A 19539-nucleotide genomic window follows, 5' to 3' on the forward strand; every position below is an offset into this window, starting at 1 on the left:
GGCATACCGTCTGAGTGTTCGGTATACATAGGATAATGCCAAATAATATTTGAACTAGTCATGTTCAAACATGCGAAAAGACATATTATTGTCGTAATTTCATCCGAAGCGTCTTCCTATTAATCACTAATTTTGGCAGAGCTAAACGATAGCTATAGACAAAGAAAACAATCCGATATGTCATCAAATCCCGATCCTAAGACTATAATAGTATCTAACCGCCTGCCCGTAAAAGTCGTCAGAAACGACGAAGGCATGGATTTTCAACCCACAGAAGGAGGCCTAGCCACTGGACTGGGTTCGATCTACAAGAGCGGCAATAATCTCTGGATTGGCTGGCCAGGTGCTACGTTATATAGTAAAGAGGAAGAAGAGAGTACGCTCGAGATCATGCAATCACAGAGTATGTACCCAGTGTTTTTGACAGATCAAGATTTAGAGCTGTATTATGAGGGCTTTTCGAACGAAACGCTATGGCCAAACTTCCATTATTTTAATCAGTATTCAGTATTCGATGACCGCACGTGGGAGTCTTATAAGGAAGTCAATCAGAAGTTTGCCGATGCGGTACTGACGCAGGCCAATGAGAAAGACACCATTTGGATTCATGATTATCAGTTGCTATTGGTACCGGCCTTATTGAGAAAGCAAAAGCCAGATTTGAAAATTGGTTTTTTCCTTCATATTCCATTTCCATCCTATGAGTCATTTAGGCTATTGCCATTTAGACGTGAGTTGCTATTGGGAATGTTGGGAGCAGATTTTTTGGGTTTCCATACCTATGACGATACCCGTCATTTTTTGTCATCTGTCAACCGTCTAGCTGGTATAGGAACAGATCACGGAATCATCAATTATAACAATAGACAAATCATGGCTGATGCGCTACCGATGGGTATCGACTATGATAAGTATAATGATGTGGCCTCTCAGCCAGAGACTATCGAAAAGGAAGTAGAGTACCGTACGGCGATTGGTTCGCCACGAATGATGTTGTCCATCGACCGGTTGGATTACTCCAAAGGAATCCCACAACGGGTGAAGGCTTTTGAGAAATTTTTGGAGCAGCATCCAGAGTATCAGGAGAACGTATCACTAGTGATGATCGTGGTGCCATCCCGATACCAAGTGGGCAAATACAAAGAGTTAAAAGAGGAAATAGATTTACTGGTAGGTCGTATCAATGGTCGCTTTGGTAGACTCAGTTGGACACCTGTTCATTACTTTTTCAGGTCTTATCCGCTCAATGCCCTGTCAGCGTTTTACCGTATGGCGCATGTGGGTTTTGTCTCTCCGCTCCGTGACGGGATGAACTTAGTCGCGAAGGAATTCATTGCAAGTAGGTTGGAGAAGAAAGGGGTATTGATTTTGAGTGAAATGGCAGGAGCCTCAAAGGAGTTGTCCGAGGCACTTCTCGTCAATCCAAACAATCAAGCGCAAATGGTGAGTGCGATCAAAGAAGCGCTGGAGATGAGTGAGGAGGAGCAGATCAGTCGAATGACAGTGATGCAAGAGACACTCAAAAGATACAATATCTATCACTGGGTGGATTTATTCATGAGTCGTCTTGACCATGTGAAAAATCAGCAACTTGCACAGAAGACTAAGAATATTGATATAAAAACCATAAAGGAGATCAAGAAGGATTTTAACAAAGCCAGTGAGCGTTTGTTGTTCTTGGATTATGATGGAACCTTAACAGGTTTTCATCCAGACCCACAAGCAGCAGTGCCTAATGAGGAGCTTTATGAAATTCTAAACGATCTATTAGCGGAGGAAAATACGCACATTGTGATTATCAGTGGTCGCGATAAGAATACACTGCAGAAGTGGTTTGACAACAAGAGAATTGATCTGATCGCTGAGCATGGCGTATGGCTGAGAAAGTCTGGTGGTTCTTGGGAAACCATTACGCACTTGACAGATACCTGGAAAGCAGATATCAAAGAAGTGCTAGAAAGCTATGTCAACCGTACCCCGGGGTCTTTTATCGAAGAGAAAGACTACTCGCTCGTGTGGCATTATCGAAAAGTAGAAACGGGACTGGGAGAACTCAGAACGCGAGAATTGATGAGTCATCTCAAATACCTCGCATCCAACCAGAACCTCCAAGTTCTCGAAGGAGACATGGTGATGGAGATCAAGAGTACGGAAGTAAACAAAGGTCGTGCAGCCGCCAACTGGATCAAGCGATACAATGCGGACTTTGTGATGGCTGTAGGAGATGACTGGACAGATGAGGATACCTTCAAGGCTATGCCAGCGAATGCTCATACGATCAAAGTGGGCGGAAACCAGTCAGCAGCTAAGTACAGTATACTAGGTCCAGAAAAAGTACGTAATCTTCTCCGCCAACTTGTAGAATAGGTTTACCTTGCAAATCTGAAAACGCAGCAATGACTCTCCAAGGGTTTTGGAGAATCATTTTCAGAATGAGCCAGCTATACTCATTGGTGCACTGAATAGACACCCATAGTTTTGGGCTGTTTTGCATTTGATTATTATGGCATGTCAAATTCGTTTTTAAATTCGAGAAACCTTCAGTTTTATGAAGAGGAAGTAGAGGAGAGTTTCAGGAGGCAGAATATTGCTACTGAGACTAATTTTGTTAAATATTTCCTGCTCATGTTAATTCTATTCAATCTTGTGTATGGGTTGAAAGATTTATTATTAGGGAATGAGCGAGATATTATATCTATCTATTTTCAATTCTTTGTGATTTTACCTGTATACCTGGTTTTGACGGTATTGGTTTTCCGATTTTCCGATTTTTTGGATACCCGTTATTTTTATTGGCTTGCTAATTTCCTTTGCCTTTTTACCATAGGTTCTCAGTTATATATGCTCAACCTTAACGGGACGAATGGCATGGGGATCAACAGTGTTTTTCTGATAGCAGTCTTTGGGTCATTCATATTTTCAGGGATTTTGCTTAAACACATGTTATTGATTGTACCTGTATTTGTAATTAGCCTAATATTGTCATTGTTTACTTGGTTCGATTTTGACACTATTTCAATCATTAATACTTGCTTGATTTATTTGATTACGATTACAGGGTTGCTGGTCACCAAGTATCACTTAGAGCAACAAAGTAGGCTGAATTTCAACAAAACAGAATCTCTTCTCGTCGATGAACGAATGCTCAAAGAGAGTTATCTCAGGATCAATTCGCTCAGCGTGATGCGCAAGGACCTCATCGCCATTTTGGCACATGATGTTCGTTCTCCCTTGGCAAGCCTACAAGGAGTACTTCAGCTGGCCAAGGACGGTAGCCTGTCACAAGAAGAAACACTCTATTATATTGATAAAGTGGAGAACCAAGTCTCTACGGTTAATTTCTTGATTAATGATATTTTGGTTTGGATCAAAAGCCAAACCGAAGGAGCAGATTTCGAGAAAGGTGCGTTTAATATATCGAGTCTTGTTGAGGATCTGAAGTACTTGTTTGCTGCCGATTTTGAAGAAAAAGAGATCCGTTTTCAGGTAAACCTTTTCGAAGATAATGCCTTTGGTCAGCCTGATATGATAAAAACGGTACTTAGAAATTTGATTAGCAATGCTATTAAATTCTCTGCGGCGGGTGATACGATTACTTTGGAGAGTAAATCTGTAGAAGGTAAAGTCAGTATTGCGATCATAGATGAGGGGGTTGGAATGTCCGAAAAAGTAATGAAGAAGCTAAGAACTACTTTTTCCTCTCAGCTAGGCACGCGAAACGAAAAAGGGATTGGGATTGGGTTGAAGATATGTAGAGCACTGATATTAGCGCATAAATCAAAGATGGAAATATCGAGTGTGCAGAATGAAGGAACAGTAATCAGCTTTCTATTAGATCCAGTGGATGTGACTACAACAAATCAATAATGAATGGTTGACCATTTGTTTCGCTTTAATACCTCAGCACTACTCTTTTCTATATTTCGTATGTCTTCGTATTTTGGTTTGAGGAGTAATATGCCATCGATGGTAGCAAGTCCTACTTTACCTTTTTTGAACAAGCGAACATACCGTTCTTGAGTGATGGAGAGACTGTCATAGTTATATGGAATCTTGTAGATTTTATCAATATTCATCAGTGCTGCTTTTCCATTTTTCTCCACGATTACATTTTGGCCTTTGTCATAGACTTCTAAGTGATCATATATGGTCTCTAGTATAGTTGCCCCCTGTTTGTCTAGGTAGCCCCACTTTCCATCTTTTTCGATGAGATACCCTGTACTGTATAGATTTTTGTTGAAATAGCTGTATTCTTCTGGGATGGTAGTGATGCCATACTGGTTCATCATACCGTATTTTTCATCCCGTTTGATGATGAACAAGTCGCTTGCCACCGGTGAGATTTCTTGGTATTGAACACGAGTGAGTAGTCTACCAGATCTGTTGATCAGACCAAGAAGACTGTCTTGGCTTACAATAGCTGTTTCTCCTTTGAAGTCGGAGATATGATCATACTCGATTTTTAGAATCAAATTGCCTAACTGATCCAGAAGACCCCATTTTTTGCCTAGAGCGACCTGAGCGACACCTCCATCAAATGCCTTGGCATCTTCATACTGACACTCGACAAATTTGCTCCCGTCATCATGGAGGTAGCCGAAACGGCCTTCACGACTGACCAGTATTTTGTGATCTTTAATCTCATAGAGGTCTGGATTAGACTCTTTTTTGTCGTAGTACAGTGAGGATAGTGCTGTACCGTCTGTGTCAAAGAGGAGGAGACCTTGGTCATCTTCTGCTATAATCAGATTTTTCCCTAGTGGTGTTATACTTTGGTAGTTTATGGGGAGGATGAGCTCTCCATTTGGGTTGATCAAACCATGTTTTCCATCAAGCTTTACATCGGCTCGCCCCTGATGAAAAGTGTCAATATCTTCATATTGGTGGTCTATCGTAATTTCCCCTTTTCGGTTGATCATGCCCCATAGTGCGTTAGACTGTGCTGGAGAGTAGCCTTCCGAAAAATATTTGAGATTGTCATATATTGCTGGGATAAGGAGTTTTCCGCTATGATCCACAAACCCATAGTGTCTATCGAGTTTGACTTTGACCATTCCTTCTCGCATAGGGTAGACTTGTTTGTAGATATAGTCAGATTTGAAATCGCCTTGCGCATTTGCGAGTGCCCAGTTTTCTTCCTTTTTGACGATTATAAGCTGCTCATCTATTGCGATGACTTTTTTGTACTCGATCGGGATAATAATACGTCCCAGATGATCGATAGCACCTTCTAACTCTCGGAGTTGGACAACAAAAGTGCGATTGTCTAACGAACTGAGGTCGTCATATATAGGGGATATGATCAGGCTATCATTAGCATTAATGACACCAAAGAACCCTTTGAACTGTACAATGGACCGGCCTTTCTCAAAGGGCTCGACTTGATCGAATTTGCACCGAATCACTAACTTGTCATTGCGATCTACAAAGCCCCAAAGCCCTTTCTCTTCTGAGCGCACGGCGATGAGTCCTTCTGATATGCCTCCACGGACGTCATAGTTATCATTTTGAGCATATACAGCCAAAGTGAGTAGACTTAGAATCATTAGCCCTAAGTAGTGCTTGGCATGCTTCAGTATGATATGAGAGTTCGAGATCAAGTGGCTCTATGATTTAGTTACGCGAATTTAGGGTGAATTTGTTAGTCAACGCTGCTAAGTTTAAATATCCCTAAAAAACAGTAGCATATCTACGTAGCTAATATCTACTTTGTCAGGGAGTCCGTTCATACGGAGCTGTTCGATGATCAGTTTCACTTCATGTTTTTCGCCGTGAAAGGTGAGTTGCATTTCTGTAGTCGATAGGTTTTGTTCGTTAGTGCCGTAGGTCTCTTCGAGATGGATTAGTTTGTCCCTTAGAGGGATAGTCAGCGTTTCATCGTCGAAAGTAACCTGAAGAACTCTGGACTGTGGGTTAAGTGTTACTGCGATGGCTCGTCCATTTAGAGTAACTTCTCTTGTCATACTCGTTTCGTCAAAGAAGTTGGATTCAATGGCTAGGGCGTGCTCGAAGTTTTTGGAGACAAAAGACTCTTTTTTGTTTCGGCTGTATTCGTAGTAGGTATAGTCACTGTATCGCTGATAGATGGGCTTGATTCCGGCAGTTTTGAGGTAGGTGTCTCCTTCGTATAGACTGTATCTTGAGGATTTGGATTCAGATTGGCGAATGAGGGAGTCGATATTTTGCGTGTACCAAGGTCTGAGTGCTTGCATGCCGTGGTAGTCATCCAGATATTCTACGATGGAGAGCACCTCGTTGTGTACCGAATCGGGTAAGGTATTGGTGTTGAGGTTTGGAGAAGAAAATTTGGGTAGGCTATCTAAGTCCCAGATGACTTCTCGCTGGATTTTGCCGTCCAGTAGCACGCCGTTTGACACGAGATATTGTTCGAGTCGCTGCACTTGACTCCTTTGACTCCATGAGAAAATGCCCCATGGTCCGAAGGAACAAAGAATGAGTATGCAGGCAAGAGAGATGGGAATTAGCTTGATGTTTTCTCGTCCAGACACGAAATAAATAATAACCAGTGATAGCCAGATTCCTAGTAGCACGATGAGGTAGCGGTTGATGGTCACGCCATAGTCTCCGATGCGGATACTGATCGCTACGAATAGAAGCCCGACCAAAGGGATCAGTGCGACATAATAGATTTTGGAGAATTTGCTGATCCAGTTGTTTGCGGTGTTTTTGCTAAAGGGATGCATTAGTAGTAGGTTGAATAGGCCCAAAACAGCCACACAGATAATGAGGTAGGCGACTACTCCTTCAGGCCAGTCCCATGTGATGACTATTTTCAATCCATAGACATACAAGATCATCAGATAGAGTACCAATAGAGGCATGAGAACGAACTGCGTAAATATTTTTAACCCGCTGGGGTAGACTGTTATATTGTCTAGGTGGTTTAGATCTTTGGGTATCCCAGAGACAAAAAACCAAGTGTTGAATACGCCCTGTACCAAAATATAGAGTTCGAAGTAGCGTATCGAGGGGATGTCTACGTCGAATAATACGTCTAGTGCTACGAGAGCAAGACATAAACCGACGTACAAAAACCCAGCATATAGCAAAGAGGTGACTAGGCGTACAAATAGGAGTTGATTGTAGTTCCAGAATCCATTGAGTCTGTTACGCCCTAGATAGGGAGCGAAGGAGACCAGCAGGTGAATGATGATATTGAATATCGCATAGCGAATATAGGGCAACGAGGTATTGAGGGTCGTGTCTCTGTCGGGCAAGGTTAGATAGATGATCAATAGTAGGGTACTCGATACCACCCAAACCGTAGCGGAGAGAACTCTGTCCAACTCGAGGTGACGAATCATAATCGATACGCTGAAAAACAATGGAATTGCTAGAGCGAAGATGAGCAGGCCGTTGATATAGGGGAATAGGTTGTCTATATCATGTTCGTATTCGGTGAGGTATATGGCGATACTACTGCCAGTTATCGCGGCAAGAATAGTAAATGGAAAATTCTGAATCCCCTCAAAGGCTTTTTGCTTGAGGTAAAGAAGTGAAGGCAGACGCATAGCTCGGTTTTTTGATGATACCTCTGCCTAAACTAGAGAATATTTTAGAATTTGACACGCTTGATTTGCATGGCCTTTAGTATCCAGTTGGGTAAGGGCTTGTGTGGGTCACGATTTCTTAGATTGATGTTGAAATTGATGGCTTTGATCAAGGGAACTTTGTGTGTCTCGACAAATTCGATGAGTGTGCCGTCTGGGTCTTCGATATAGCCCCAGTGTCCATTGGCATCTCCCATATCGAAGTTCTCGTTGCTGAGGACCTGAAATGGAAAGCCAGCTTCGGTGCATTCTTCCACCAGTTTTTTCATGTTTTTGATATCAAAACAGAGATGAATGAAGCCGATATCTCCCCAAAGACGGTTCTCGAATAATTTTTTGGGTGTAGAGTCTAGTCGCTGAACGAGTTCTATCTCACCATCTCCGAGTAGTGGGCTGAACCCACCCGTTCTGTCTTTTTTGTGTGTGAGGAGTATTCTGCGAAAGCGCTCTGTGCCTTTGGACAAAGTAGCAATATCATCGAAGGTGCCTGTTTTGTCGTAGATTACTTGGTCATAGCCGAGTAATCCAGAGAAGAGTTTGAGCGTAGTGTCGATATCTGATACGCCTAGGGTAGCACCAGAGATCCCTCCGAGATCGTGCTTGCCTACATGATGCCAAGAGTCCGATCCTTTGATCTGTAGGATGTTGTCCCATGGATCTTGGATGTAAAAGGTTTTTTCTCCGCTAGGTTCAGTGACGATTTCCGTTAGGAAATTGACGCCAAAGCTTTTGAGCCTATCGTAGCTTTTTTGGACATCCGTGCTTTTAATTTTAGCAATATTGATTCCGAGATCGCCATAGTCGAGTGGCGTTTCCATTTTGAGAGGTGTTCGTCCAGTGTGTTGCCAAATTTCGTACCCACTACCCCCTTGTAGGTTCATGGCAAGAATGGCTCTTTTGGCACGTGGTTTTCCTCCCATGTACTTGGCCATATAGGTGGCTTCATTGTTGTCATCGAAGATACATGCATCCGCACCGAGTCGGGTGCCGTACCATTGGAAACCTTTTTCTGCATCGTCTACCCCTACGCCTATCTGCTGAATGCCGTATATTAATTTTTCTTCCATTTTATCCATGTTTCGACTTGGTGTGATTCGGATCAACCACGAATATAATAATAGTTTGCCATCAACCCTCTTGCAACAGGAGTGAGTAGGGTTGTTATTTTTATAACCAATGTAACTTCTGCTATCGCAGGGCTGTTACCTCTATTTCGATTTTCATTTTGGCATCTGCCAGCCCTGCCACTATCATCGTAGCTGCAGGCTGAGCATTGCCAAAATATTGTCTGAGTATAGGCCAGCAGGGTTCAAAATCTTCCCGGTTTGGGAGAATGTATCTAACTCTTACGATTTTGTTCATGCTGGAGCCTGCATCGTGTATTGCCTGTTGGATGTTTTCAAGGCATTGTTCGGCTTGTTCGATGATGTCTTCGGAGATAGTCATGCTACTATAGTTGTACCCAGTGGTACCAGATACATGAATATAATGTGTATCCACTACCGCACGGGCATATCCGATTTCTTTTTCGAAGCTCGATCCGCTAACAATACGCTTTTCGATCACAGGTTTTAATAGTTAAAGTCCGGTTTATCAAGTTTTTTGGCGATCCGTTCTGCCGCGTTGAGTAGCCCAACGTGACTGTAAGCCTGTGGGAAGTTGCCCCACATACTACCGTCGTGTTCATTGACATCTTCGCTGAGTAGTCCGAGGTGATTGCCATGACCCACGAGGTAGTCAAAGTAATCTACCGCTTCGTCTAGTCTGCCGACGCATGCGAGTGCTTCGACATACCAGAATGCACAGATCATAAAAGTTGTTTCTGGCTCGCCGAAATCATCTTGATGCTTGTATCTGTAAAATAGGCCATTGCTGGCTTTTAGGTCTTTTTCCATAGCGATCAGATGTGCTTTGGCACGTTCTGGATCATGATCGAGGTAACCCATGTTGATGAGCTGGAGACAGCTCGCATCCATACGCTCTGTTCCGATGGCTTGGCTGTAGCCTTTTTTGGTAGGGCTATAACATTGTTCTATTTTGTCCTTGGCGATTTTTCCTAGTTTGGTCGCCAGTTTGTCCATTTTTTCATCCTTGATTACACCAGCGATTTTTTTGGCTGCTAAGCAACCCGCCCAGTGAAACAAGTAAGTGTAGCAGTGGTACTGCTTTAGATTCCTAAATTCCCATAGTCCAGCATCTGCTTGCTCCATGGTTTTTTCGATCAGTCCCAGTGTTTTGAAAATCAAATCTCCACTGTCGAAAGTCTCGGTGAAGATGATACGTTGATCGTAGTATAGTGGCAAAAGTGAAACGAGCACTTGACCATATACATCATTCTGGATATGCTCGTAGGCTTGGTTTCCTACTCTTACGGGCTGATTGTTGCCCATGTAGCCTTTGAGATCGGTTTCTATCTCGATCAATTTTTTTTCACCTCCGATCCCTACGAGTGGCTGGTAGCGCTCGGTCTCCGCACTGGTGATATTCATGATGTAGTGGAAGTATTTTTCGAGTTCTTCGAAGTGCCCGATGTTGTTGAAAGCATTGAGCGTGTAATAGGTGTCACGCATCCAACAGAATCGGTAATCCCAGTTTCGGGTAGACTGGGGTGCCTCTGGTAGACTCGTCGTGAGTGCTGCTACTATAGCACCTGTGTCTTCGTACTGGTGTATTTTGAGGATGAGGGCAGATCTAATCGCGGCTTTCTGCTGGAAGTGGTTTATACTGGCAGTTTTGACCCATTTTCGCCAATATAGTGTGGTGCGATTGAGAAAATTTTCACAAGTTTCTTTGAGCTCAGCTTCCATAGGCTGGCCGTAGGTTAGGACACAGTATTTGGTTTCGTTGAGGACAAACTCTTGGTCGTTGATGATATAGTTCATCGAGATATTGGTCGTCAGTCTGACCTGTGCGTCGAGCCCGATGTATCGGATGTGATTGCTGCCAATGCTGCGTTCGGGTATGTTTTTGCCATAGTCACCGACAGGGTTACAGTTGACCTTGATGACGGGGTGGCCAGAGATGGGTTCGATTTTTCTAATGAGCATTAGAGGCTTGTAATGGCGCTCATGTTGTTCGAATCTCGGCGCATAGTCTGTGACTCTGTATTTGCCAGAGGCACATTCCATTTCCGTACAGAGGATGTTGGTGTTTTCGATGTAGTACTGTTTAGAGTTGAATTTGCCGTCTACGGGTAGTACAGAAAACTCGCCTCCCTTTTCTTCGTCGATCATCCTACCGAAGATAAATGAACTGTCAAACCTAGGCCAGCACATCCATGAGATGTTGGTGTCAGTTTTGATGTGCGCGCTGAATGCGCAGTTGCCTATTACTCCGAAATCATAGGTGTGCCTACTCATATATTCCATGTTTAGAATGTGGGAAAAAACCTTTCAAAATCATATGATTAAACTGACAATTAGGGGGAGTACGAGCCATTCAATCCAATCGCTAAAATGATGAAATTTCATCAATTAATGCCATAATTTTTACAACTTTGTCCAATCAATATTTCGATTCTTTAAAATACACATAATAATGAGACAAAAAATCGTAGCAGGAAACTGGAAAATGAACAATGACCTGGAAGCAGGTAAAAAGTTGGCTTTGGAGGTGTTGGAAAAATCTACAGGTTCTGAAAAAGCACAAATCGTTTTGGGGGCACCTTTCATCCATCTGACTACAGTCGTAGAGGCATTAGGCGGTAAAAACGGAATCGAAATCGCAGCGCAAAACTGTAGCGACAAAGAATCAGGAGCCTATACAGGTGAGATATCGGCATCTATGGTCAAGTCTACAGGTACCAACTATGTGATCCTCGGACACAGCGAAAGAAGAGAGTACTTCAACGAGTCAGCAGCACTTCTCGCGAGCAAAGTAGATATCGCATTAGCAAATGGTTTGACTCCAATTTTCTGTTGTGGTGAGCCTTTGGAAATCCGTGAGGCAGGTAGTATGTATGATTATGTCAAGCAGCAGTTGACAGAGAGCCTTTTCCACTTGTCAGCGGAGGGTTTTGCTAAATTGTCTATCGCCTATGAGCCAATCTGGGCAATCGGTACTGGTAAAACAGCGAGCTCTGAGCAGGCGCAAGAAATGCATGCAGAATTGAGAGCACACCTAGCGACTAAATTTGGTCAGGAGGCGGCAGATGCATGCCCTATTCTTTATGGCGGTAGCTGTAAGCCAGGCAATGCAAAAGAATTATTTGCTCAGGAAGATGTAGATGGTGGGTTGATCGGTGGCGCTTCGTTGAACGCAGACGACTTCCTAGCGATCGTGAACTCTTTCTAAGCGTAAGAAAATTATAGAGCCAAGCATCCAAACAAAGGGTTCTTGGCTCTTTTTAATTTTAGGAGACAAAACTCGACCCAATATGATAACAGTTTTACTGTCTATGATTATGTTCTTTGGTGATGCCGAATGTGCTACCTACCAAGATGATCCATGCCAGATATATGGCAAAGTCTACTACGAAACGCGTGACCCTAATCGTGCAGACTACCGTGTATATGTGGAGGAGTCTGAGTCATTTGCCGACGTAGTGGTCTATGAAGAGACGAACGCGCTATACGCAGACCGTCCTGGACACTGGGCTAGAGTTGACAATCCTGGTTTTGCCAATATCTACATCTATTTGGAACGAAATAGGAGTTTGGCCGATTTTAGCATTTATTATACAGAAACTGAATCCTTCGCGGGGTGCAACCGATGACATTTATACAACTATCTATAGCCTGTGCTCCTGAGTACAATGAGGTTTTTATCGCCGAATTGGCGGAAATTGGTTTTGATACCTTCGAAGAAAACGAAACAACGGTAGATGCATACATCGCCAGTGAATTGTTTCAAGAGTTGGCCGTACGCGAAATCATACAGCGCTACAAAACCTTGGCGCCAGCGAAGTATTCTTATCAGGAGATCGAAAAGCAAAACTGGAACGAGGAATGGGAGAAAAACTATCACCCGATAGAGGTAGAAGGGAAATGTCGTGTGAGAGCAGTCTTTCACGAGCCAAAGCCTGAGTTCGAGCATGAGATAGTCATCATCCCAAAGATGTCCTTTGGTACAGGGCATCATGCCACGACCTATAACATGCTGACGCTGGAGATGGAAAACGATTTTAAGGGTAAGTCTGTCATCGATATCGGTACTGGAACGGGTGTACTGGCCATCATGGCGGATAAACTCGGGGCAAGCTATATCGAAGCGACGGATATCGATGACTGGTGCATCGAAAACAGTACTGAGAATTTTGGTCTCAATGAAATGAGTGACATTGCCGTGCATCAAGGAGTAATCGACGAGATCAAGTTGAATCGCACGACCTATGATGTAGTTTTAGCGAACATCAACAAGAATGTGCTTTTGGTAGAGATTCCCAGTTATGCCAAATTATTGGAAGCCAAGGGGACACTTTATTTGAGTGGATTCTATGAGGCAGATATCATGGATATCCAAAATAAGGCTGCTGAGTATAATCTTTCGTTGGACAAATCAGTTGTAAAGGACAACTGGGCTGCACTAAAATTGACCAAATACTGATATTTTTTAAAAATATCGTAACACGTTACTTATCTTTAGCAGTTCATACAGAATCATTTTTAATGTTCAAAAACAGGTGTTTATTTCTTGTTCTGCTATGTACCCTAGGCACGCATCTGGCGACAGCCCAATACTTCGGTTTTGCCTCACAACCAGATAGTTTTGCCATAGATGTGGTACGTAATCTTCGCGGGCTCCATACAGAGCAGACCAACAAGATCGCTTATGATTTTCGCAACATTTGGGACTCCCAAATCAATGACGAGCAAAAGGCATCCATCATCGCGGTGTGTGAAAAAATGGACGAACGTCGGCTCTCTACTCGCCCTTATTATACCCTGTTTTTTAGTGTTATGACCCACGCACATCAGCAAGAAGGGTTGACGGGAGACCAGTTTTCGGGCGTGTTGGATATCTGTCATCAGGCGGTAGACTTGTACGGAAAGGAAGAAATCATCACGGTCTATAAGAACCTAGCGTTCTTCTTTGCCCAGGGTAGTATCTACCACTCTCACTACAACAAGGTGATGAGCACAGGCGGCAGTTTTACTATTGCGTTGATGGAAGAGACTGTAGCGACCAACTCCGCTATTCCTACGGAAGAGGACTTGGTCGAGGAGCCTGTCGAGGAGGAGTTCATCACGGAGGAAGACTTAGCACCAGTAGCAGATGACACGGCTAACGACGGTTGGGCATCTGATGACTGGGGTAGTGAAGGCAGTGACGATGGATGGGGTGATGATGACGGTTGGGGCTCAGACGATGGGTGGGGAGCCGATGATTCGTCTTGGGACTCGCCGAGTGACGATGGCTTCTTAGAAGATGACCAAGACTACAAAGAAGAAAAAGTGTATGAGCGAAAGAACTATGCGTTCGAAAAACCAGATTTGGTGGCTCTCGCTCAGTCCAACGATTACGATCCTGTCATCGGAGGGCCTGTGATCAAGGTAGAGGGCATGGAGTTCAAAATAGCTACTCCCTATGATACATTGACGATCAAAGACGTGTCGGGATCGTTTATGCTCAAGACGCAGGAGTTCGTAGGGACGAGCGGGACGGTCGATTGGCCAGACGATCTACAGGGTACCGATGGTGCTGTAGTAGAACTCAAGGGTTACTCATTCAAAACGAATATTCCAAGACTAAAAACTACGCGAGCGGAGATGAAGTATCCAGAGATGTTCGATGGCTCTGTACTGGGTGAGTTTTATTTCAAAAGTGGGAAAAGGAATAAAAGAGCGGAGAAGAATTACCCAGTATTCACGTCTTTGAAATCTGACGTGGTACTTAAGCTTCCTGGCAAGAATGTACAATACCTAGGAGGGTTTGCGATGCGAGGTGCCAAAAAATATGGCAGGTCTATCTCTAAGGAACTGTCTACACTTGAAGTATCAGGAGCGGGCGATCGTCGATTTGTGAGCAAGTCTTATGAGTACATCTTTGAGGATTCGTTGGTTAGTGCTAAGCGTTCTTCGATAGTGATTCATCACCGATCTGATTCGATATATCACCCTGTGGTAGGTATGACATTTGATGCGGGCGTGCCTAAACTAACACTGATCAAAGACGATGGTGGCTATAGGCATACGTACTACTATTCTTCTTTCTTCAAGATTGAATTTCAGGCAGACATGGTGGACTGGAATCTTGATTCTAGTTCGCTCGATGTATCTATTTTGAATGCTGCCAATCGAGTACCTGCACTTTTTGAATCCGAGGAATATTTTAACCCCATTCGATACAAGAAGATGACGGGGCTTTTTGGCTTTCACCCGATCATGCTGGTCGTACAATATGCGAGAAAAGTTCAGGATTCGAAATTTAACCTGTTGGAGCTAGTCGATGCGTATGAGATCGAGTTGTCTTTGGCAGAGGCAGCAGCAGTGTTTTTGGAACAAAACCAATACATCACCTATGATCAGGAATCGGGTCAAGTACAGGTTTTACGCAAGGCATTTCATTATCAGTTGGCGTATAATGGCAAAAAGGACTATGACAACTTTTTGATTAGTTCAGTTGCGCCTCAGGGAGGATCGAATGCGACGTTGAATTTCGATGAAGGAAAAATGGGTGTGCGTGGTGTTAAGCGTGTGTACATCACGCCTGATACAGATGTTTTTATAGAACCAGACAGTAGTGTATTGACTTTGACCAAGGATAAGGGGATGTTGTTTGATGGCATGGTCAATGCCGGTGACTTTCGTTACAGTGGTAAGGAAATGGTACTTAACTATAACGAGTATTTGGTAGAAATGCCTCGTATTGATTCGATTAACATTCAAGTAGAATTGGCAGAAAGTAAGGATCATGAGAAGACTCAGTTGAACAATCATCTAGAGATGACTTCAGGGACGCTTTATATCAATCACCCGAAAAATAAAGCGGGGTTAAGAAAATTTGTTCAATACCCATATTTCGTGTCTAAATCTGAGGCAATTGTTTACTTCGATAGTAAAGATGTACTCGGTGGTGCCTATGACCGCTCGGTGTATTTTGTTGTTCCACCTTTTGAGATGGACAGTATCAACCGAGGTGATGCTGGGACGATAGGATTTGAAGGGACATTTTATTCTGGGGGAATTATTCCTCCTATCAAAGAAAAGTTGAGCATCATGCCAGACAAGTCTCTTGGTTTCTCACATGAGATACCTGCGGAGGGTTATCAGCTCTACAAAGGAGAAGGTGTGCTATATGATGACTTGACGTTAAACGCAGATGGATTGCGTGCCGATGGTCGTATAGACTTTAGAACTGCGACTGTTAATTCTGATGATTTTATATTTTATATGGATTCTGTTTCTGCAGTCGGTCAAGAGGGATTGATTCGGGACGGAAAAATCGGCGATGCATCATACCCAGAAGCGGTTTTAGCTGGGTTCAAAATGCTATGGCGCCCACTCAAGGACAGTATGTATATTGAAAACACGGGAGATCCTTTCCAGTTTTACAATGCCACGGCATCTCTGGATGGAAAGGCGAATATCACACTAAAGGGGGTTTTTGGTTCGGGAGAAATGCTCTCGAGAGGGTCACGTTCAGTATCTCAAGAGTTTCAATTTAGTCAGACAGAATACTTAGGTAGACATGCGGAGTTTGAAATCTTGACGGACAACCCAGACAAGCCTGCAATGGCAGGTGAAGACATTGACCTTCACTTTGATTTGGTAGATAACATTGCCAACCTTCACCCTGAGGAGCAGGGTGTTGCGGCGATTAGTTTTCCTTTTGCTCAGATGAAAACTTCTATCCCAGATGCGGTTTGGTATCTCGATTCGGCCAAAGTAGTGATGTCTAAGCCTGATTATATCGACATTGAGGATTCGTACTTTTATACGACGAGAGAAGATTTGGACTCTTTGGCTTTTTCAGCAACAGAGGCAATCTATAATATGAATTCGTATGATCTCAATATCAAAGGGATTCCCTATATCCGTGTGGCGGATGTTGAGATTATCCCTGATAATAATGAAACGACAATATTGGAAAACTCAGTCTTGCAGCCTTTTAATAATGCGAAGCTACAAATCGATACGCTCAATCAATACCATAATTTGTATGATGGTAATCTAACCGTGATTTCTCGTAAGAAGTTCGAAGGGAGCGCTACTTATCAGTACACTAATGCTGTCAAAGATACTTTCGCGATCAAGTTTGAGAAGTTTGAGCTGAAGGGTGTACCAACGCTAACCAGTGGAAAAGTAGACTCTATGACAGTATCGGGGGGTGTGATTCCTGAGACACAGAATTTCCGTGTTTCGCCAGGGTTCTTCTTCAAAGGTGACGTGACGATGTACGCCAATCAGCGGTCTTTGGAGAAGAAAGGTTATATCACTTTGGACTCTAAAAGTCAGGGAAGGTATAACTACTGGATCAGCTACAATACGCCTGGGGACACCGCAGATGTGGAGATTGATATAGCACAGTCCTTGACAGAAGATGGGGTCGCAGTTACAGCTGGAATTATGCGTGATGAGTTGACTTCTGATCTTTACATGGCCTTTGTGAGAGACCGGCAGAGGTTAGAAGATGACTACTTCTTCCAAGCCGAAGGGATTCTATCTTATGATCTACCCACCAATGAGTTTAGGATACAGATGCCAAACAGGCGAAAGCGAAATGGGTATGCAGGAAAGTCTTTTGTGCTTAATGATGAGACGCAGGAGCTAAAATTCGATGGGCCAATTGATTTGATAAAGAATAAGCCTGAGTTTAACCTGATGACCTCCATGCTAGGAGAGGCACGGCCCGATTCCAACCAGTACAGTATGGATGCTTTGATGGGAATCCACATGGATCTCCACAAGGATGTCATGAGTGCGATGACCGTAGACGTACAGGACATTATAGAGCGACTGGGGCCTGATGTTGCCCATGACAACAGCCTTGATTTGATGATCAAACTGTCCAACGTGATCGGAGATAAATCTACTAAGGAATATGAAAACAGTCTTTTGGCAGACTATAAACCACTATACAAGTTATCAGAGAAGCTAGTGAAGAGCATATTGATCTCTAATGTAGATTTGACATGGTCAGCAGAGCATCGGGCTTGGTACAACACTTCTCGAATTGGTATCTCTAATTTTAATCACGTGGATATTAATGCAGAAGCTGAGGGCTTTTTGGAAATTAAGAAAGACGATGAAGGAGGAGATATACTACATCTGTTTTTCCAGTTTGCACCGTCAACGTGGTATTTCTTTAGCTACCAGGACGGTCGCTTGATGATGTTTTCGTCGAATGACGGTTTCAACAACCTAGTGGCTGAAAACTCTACTGTAGCTAAAACGGGTTTTGGTGCCTACACCACTGTAGTGGGGGATGAGTTTGAAGTGACGGGCTTTATTAATGGTTTCCGCGGCAAGTATTACGATATACATGATGACTACAATTTGGAGTTCCCTGACGATGCGCACTTAGAGCATCAGGAGGATGCCTATGAGACGATAGAGGAAGAAGCGAGTCCTGAAGAGCAACCCTATGAAGAAGGTGCGGCGGATACTTTCGAAGAGGTATATGAGGAAGAGGAACCATCTGAGGAGCCTCCTGTCAAGAAAGAGGAGGAGGAAGATGATGGGTTTTAAGCTTTAGAGCTCTTCGTGGGTAGTTTGTTTTCTGGACAAAAAATAACCAAGCATCAAGTTTATCTCTTGATGCTTGGTTATTTTTTGATACGGTTGTGGTTGACGAACTATTCTTCTCTATCCCAGCCACCAAATAGCCAGTTGCCAAGTGCGTCTGGTTTGCTACTTCGCATGAACTGATCTACTGATCTGATCATCTCATTGTGTGAGATTTTGCCGTCTTTGTTGTCATCCAAGCTTTTGAAGGCTTTCGGTGCAAAACGCACTTCGATTCTCATTCCGATGAATAGATCGATATATTCGTTTTGAGAGATGTATCCATCATCATTTAGATCAAATAGTTTGAAGATCGTAGAGGTGAAATTGAGGACATATTTTTTGTAGGTCTCTTCATTTTTAGGATCTAACAATGAAGACATGAAGTTGAGCCATTGCTCTAGTGTACCATGGTCACCATCTATAAACGGGAGTAAGCTGTTCCAGATGGTTTCGGTCATCTTCATGACCGTATTGTACTCTTCGGTATCAATGTCGAAATCCCGTACGATGCATAGGTTCTCTCCTATCGCCTCAAAATCCTCTCGCTCGATGGTGCCGCTACGATCAAAATCGAGGACTTTAAAAAAATGTGTTTGTTTCTGAATTTGAATTGGACTTAACATAACTGCTTAATTATAGATTTTCAAGAATCTGTTTTACCGTAGCTCTTTTTGTGTAATCGGGATCATAAAAAGCATAAAGTATGCTGCCATCACTGGCAATGATATAAGTGGCGGGGACGGGTAGATTTGGTTGAGTAGAGCCGTTAATCTCAACCATATCAAGATCGTATTTCTTTTTGTATTTTCCAACGAGCGCCTCCTCCATTTGGTATGATACACCATAGGTATTCATGATTTGGAGATCCTTATCATAGATGATTTTGAAGGAAGCATCAGTTTTATCAATAGTTTTTTCTATGTATTCAGGTTTTTCGGGAGTGACGGCTATGACACTGCCTCCTTTTTCAGAGATGAAGCCAAGCGAGTCCTCCATCTGTGAGAGTTGTTTGTTGCAATAGGGACACCAGTAGCCTCTATAAAACATGAGGACTACAGGTCCTTTTTTCAATTGCTTGGAAAGGTCAAAAGGCTTTTCGAATTGATCCTCTCCCGTAAAGTTAGGTGCTTGATCTCCTTTCTTGAATTTCGAAGATTCTTTTTGGGCCACTACCACTCCCGACAGGGAGAATATGAGGCATACTAAGAGTAGATGGGTGCGAATGTCTTTCATCGAATGTTGTTACTGATTGGGTGTAAGATACGTTATTATGTGAATATTTGGATGGCGGATTTAAAATG

Annotated in this window: 13 protein-coding genes; 6 read left to right on the forward strand and 7 right to left on the reverse strand. The window is 43.2% G+C overall.

Annotated elements, in window-relative coordinates; translation table 11 throughout:
* Positions 1-177 precede the first annotated feature (177 nt).
* A complete protein-coding gene (locus BGP76_RS14430) occupies positions 178-2367 on the forward strand; it encodes a bifunctional alpha,alpha-trehalose-phosphate synthase (UDP-forming)/trehalose-phosphatase (protein WP_119845563.1) in 2190 nt (729 codons plus the stop codon).
* 474 nt (positions 2368-2841) lie between these two features.
* Entirely contained in the window at positions 2842-3867 is a 1026-nt protein-coding gene (locus BGP76_RS14435) for a sensor histidine kinase KdpD (protein ID WP_158584285.1), read from the forward strand.
* Here the strand turns inward: BGP76_RS14435 and BGP76_RS14440 are convergent.
* The 5 genes from BGP76_RS14440 to BGP76_RS14460 form a co-directional block, all read right to left on the reverse strand.
* Positions 3861-5600, reverse strand: coding sequence for a WG repeat-containing protein (locus BGP76_RS14440; protein WP_119845205.1), 1740 nt, complete (start codon positions 5598-5600; stop codon positions 3861-3863). The genes BGP76_RS14435 and BGP76_RS14440 overlap by 7 nt on opposite strands.
* 60 nt (positions 5601-5660) lie before the next feature.
* Complete coding sequence (locus tag BGP76_RS14445; RefSeq protein WP_119845206.1) at positions 5661-7532, reverse strand: DUF4153 domain-containing protein; 1872 nt, start codon at positions 7530-7532, stop codon at positions 5661-5663.
* 44 nt (positions 7533-7576) lie between these two features.
* Positions 7577-8638, reverse strand: coding sequence for a VOC family protein (locus tag BGP76_RS14450; protein WP_119845564.1), 1062 nt, complete (start codon positions 8636-8638; stop codon positions 7577-7579).
* A 121-nt stretch (positions 8639-8759) separates the two neighbouring features.
* The gene (locus tag BGP76_RS14455) at positions 8760-9137 is read right to left on the reverse strand and encodes a RidA family protein (RefSeq protein WP_119845207.1); all 378 of its coding nucleotides are present in this window, start codon (positions 9135-9137) and stop codon (positions 8760-8762) included.
* Between the two features lie 5 nt (positions 9138-9142).
* The gene (locus tag BGP76_RS14460; RefSeq protein ID WP_119845565.1) at positions 9143-10930 is read right to left on the reverse strand and encodes a glycoside hydrolase family 15 protein; all 1788 of its coding nucleotides are present in this window, start codon (positions 10928-10930) and stop codon (positions 9143-9145) included.
* Between the two features lie 178 nt (positions 10931-11108).
* Between BGP76_RS14460 and tpiA the strand changes: the two genes are divergently transcribed.
* From tpiA to BGP76_RS14480, 4 genes are all read left to right on the forward strand, one after another.
* Entirely contained in the window at positions 11109-11864 is a 756-nt protein-coding gene (tpiA, locus tag BGP76_RS14465; RefSeq protein WP_119845208.1) for a triose-phosphate isomerase, read from the forward strand.
* A gap of 82 nt (positions 11865-11946) precedes the next feature.
* Positions 11947-12285: a DUF6150 family protein gene (locus tag BGP76_RS14470; protein WP_139280952.1), complete on the forward strand. Its 339-nt coding sequence runs from the start codon at positions 11947-11949 to the stop codon at positions 12283-12285.
* Positions 12282-13115 carry a 50S ribosomal protein L11 methyltransferase gene (gene prmA, locus BGP76_RS14475; protein WP_073121571.1) on the forward strand — a complete coding sequence of 278 codons (834 nt, stop codon included), beginning with the start codon at positions 12282-12284 and terminating at the stop codon, positions 13113-13115. The genes BGP76_RS14470 and prmA overlap by 4 nt, the downstream gene beginning before the upstream one ends.
* A 62-nt stretch (positions 13116-13177) precedes the next feature.
* On the forward strand, positions 13178-18199 hold the full coding sequence (locus tag BGP76_RS14480; RefSeq protein WP_119845209.1) for a hypothetical protein: 5022 nt from the start codon (positions 13178-13180) through the stop codon (positions 18197-18199).
* A gap of 107 nt (positions 18200-18306) precedes the next feature.
* Here the strand turns inward: BGP76_RS14480 and BGP76_RS14485 are convergent, their stop codons facing one another.
* Together BGP76_RS14485 and BGP76_RS14490 are read right to left on the reverse strand one after the other, a co-directional pair.
* Positions 18307-18861: an EF-hand domain-containing protein gene (locus BGP76_RS14485; protein ID WP_119845210.1), complete on the reverse strand. Its 555-nt coding sequence runs from the start codon at positions 18859-18861 to the stop codon at positions 18307-18309.
* 10 nt (positions 18862-18871) lie between these two features.
* Complete coding sequence (locus BGP76_RS14490) at positions 18872-19471, reverse strand: peroxiredoxin-like family protein (RefSeq protein WP_119845211.1); 600 nt, start codon at positions 19469-19471, stop codon at positions 18872-18874.
* Between the last annotated feature and the right edge of the window lie 68 nt (positions 19472-19539).

Origin of the sequence: Reichenbachiella sp. MSK19-1 (genome assembly GCF_003590315.1) — a bacterium.
In the GTDB taxonomy this organism is placed as follows: domain Bacteria; phylum Bacteroidota; class Bacteroidia; order Cytophagales; family Cyclobacteriaceae; genus Reichenbachiella; species Reichenbachiella agariperforans.

Bases quoted from the DNA above. Each gene is read 5' to 3' on its own strand.
- BGP76_RS14430 (WP_119845563.1), top strand. From the start codon at position 178: ATGTCATCAAATCCCGATCCTAAGACTATAATAGTATCTAACCGCCTG.
- prmA (WP_073121571.1), top strand. From the start codon at position 12,282: ATGACATTTATACAACTATCTATAGCCTGTGCTCCTGAGTACAATGAG.
- BGP76_RS14460 (WP_119845565.1), bottom strand. From the start codon at position 10,930: ATGAGTAGGCACACCTATGATTTCGGAGTAATAGGCAACTGCGCATTC.
- BGP76_RS14445 (WP_119845206.1), bottom strand. From the start codon at position 7,532: ATGCGTCTGCCTTCACTTCTTTACCTCAAGCAAAAAGCCTTTGAGGGG.
- BGP76_RS14450 (WP_119845564.1), bottom strand. From the start codon at position 8,638: ATGGAAGAAAAATTAATATACGGCATTCAGCAGATAGGCGTAGGGGTA.
- BGP76_RS14470 (WP_139280952.1), top strand. From the start codon at position 11,947: ATGATAACAGTTTTACTGTCTATGATTATGTTCTTTGGTGATGCCGAA.
- tpiA (WP_119845208.1), top strand. From the start codon at position 11,109: ATGAGACAAAAAATCGTAGCAGGAAACTGGAAAATGAACAATGACCTG.
- BGP76_RS14485 (WP_119845210.1), bottom strand. From the start codon at position 18,861: ATGTTAAGTCCAATTCAAATTCAGAAACAAACACATTTTTTTAAAGTC.
- BGP76_RS14490 (WP_119845211.1), bottom strand. From the start codon at position 19,471: ATGAAAGACATTCGCACCCATCTACTCTTAGTATGCCTCATATTCTCC.
- BGP76_RS14480 (WP_119845209.1), top strand. From the start codon at position 13,178: ATGTTCAAAAACAGGTGTTTATTTCTTGTTCTGCTATGTACCCTAGGC.
- BGP76_RS14435 (WP_158584285.1), top strand. From the start codon at position 2,842: ATGCTCAACCTTAACGGGACGAATGGCATGGGGATCAACAGTGTTTTT.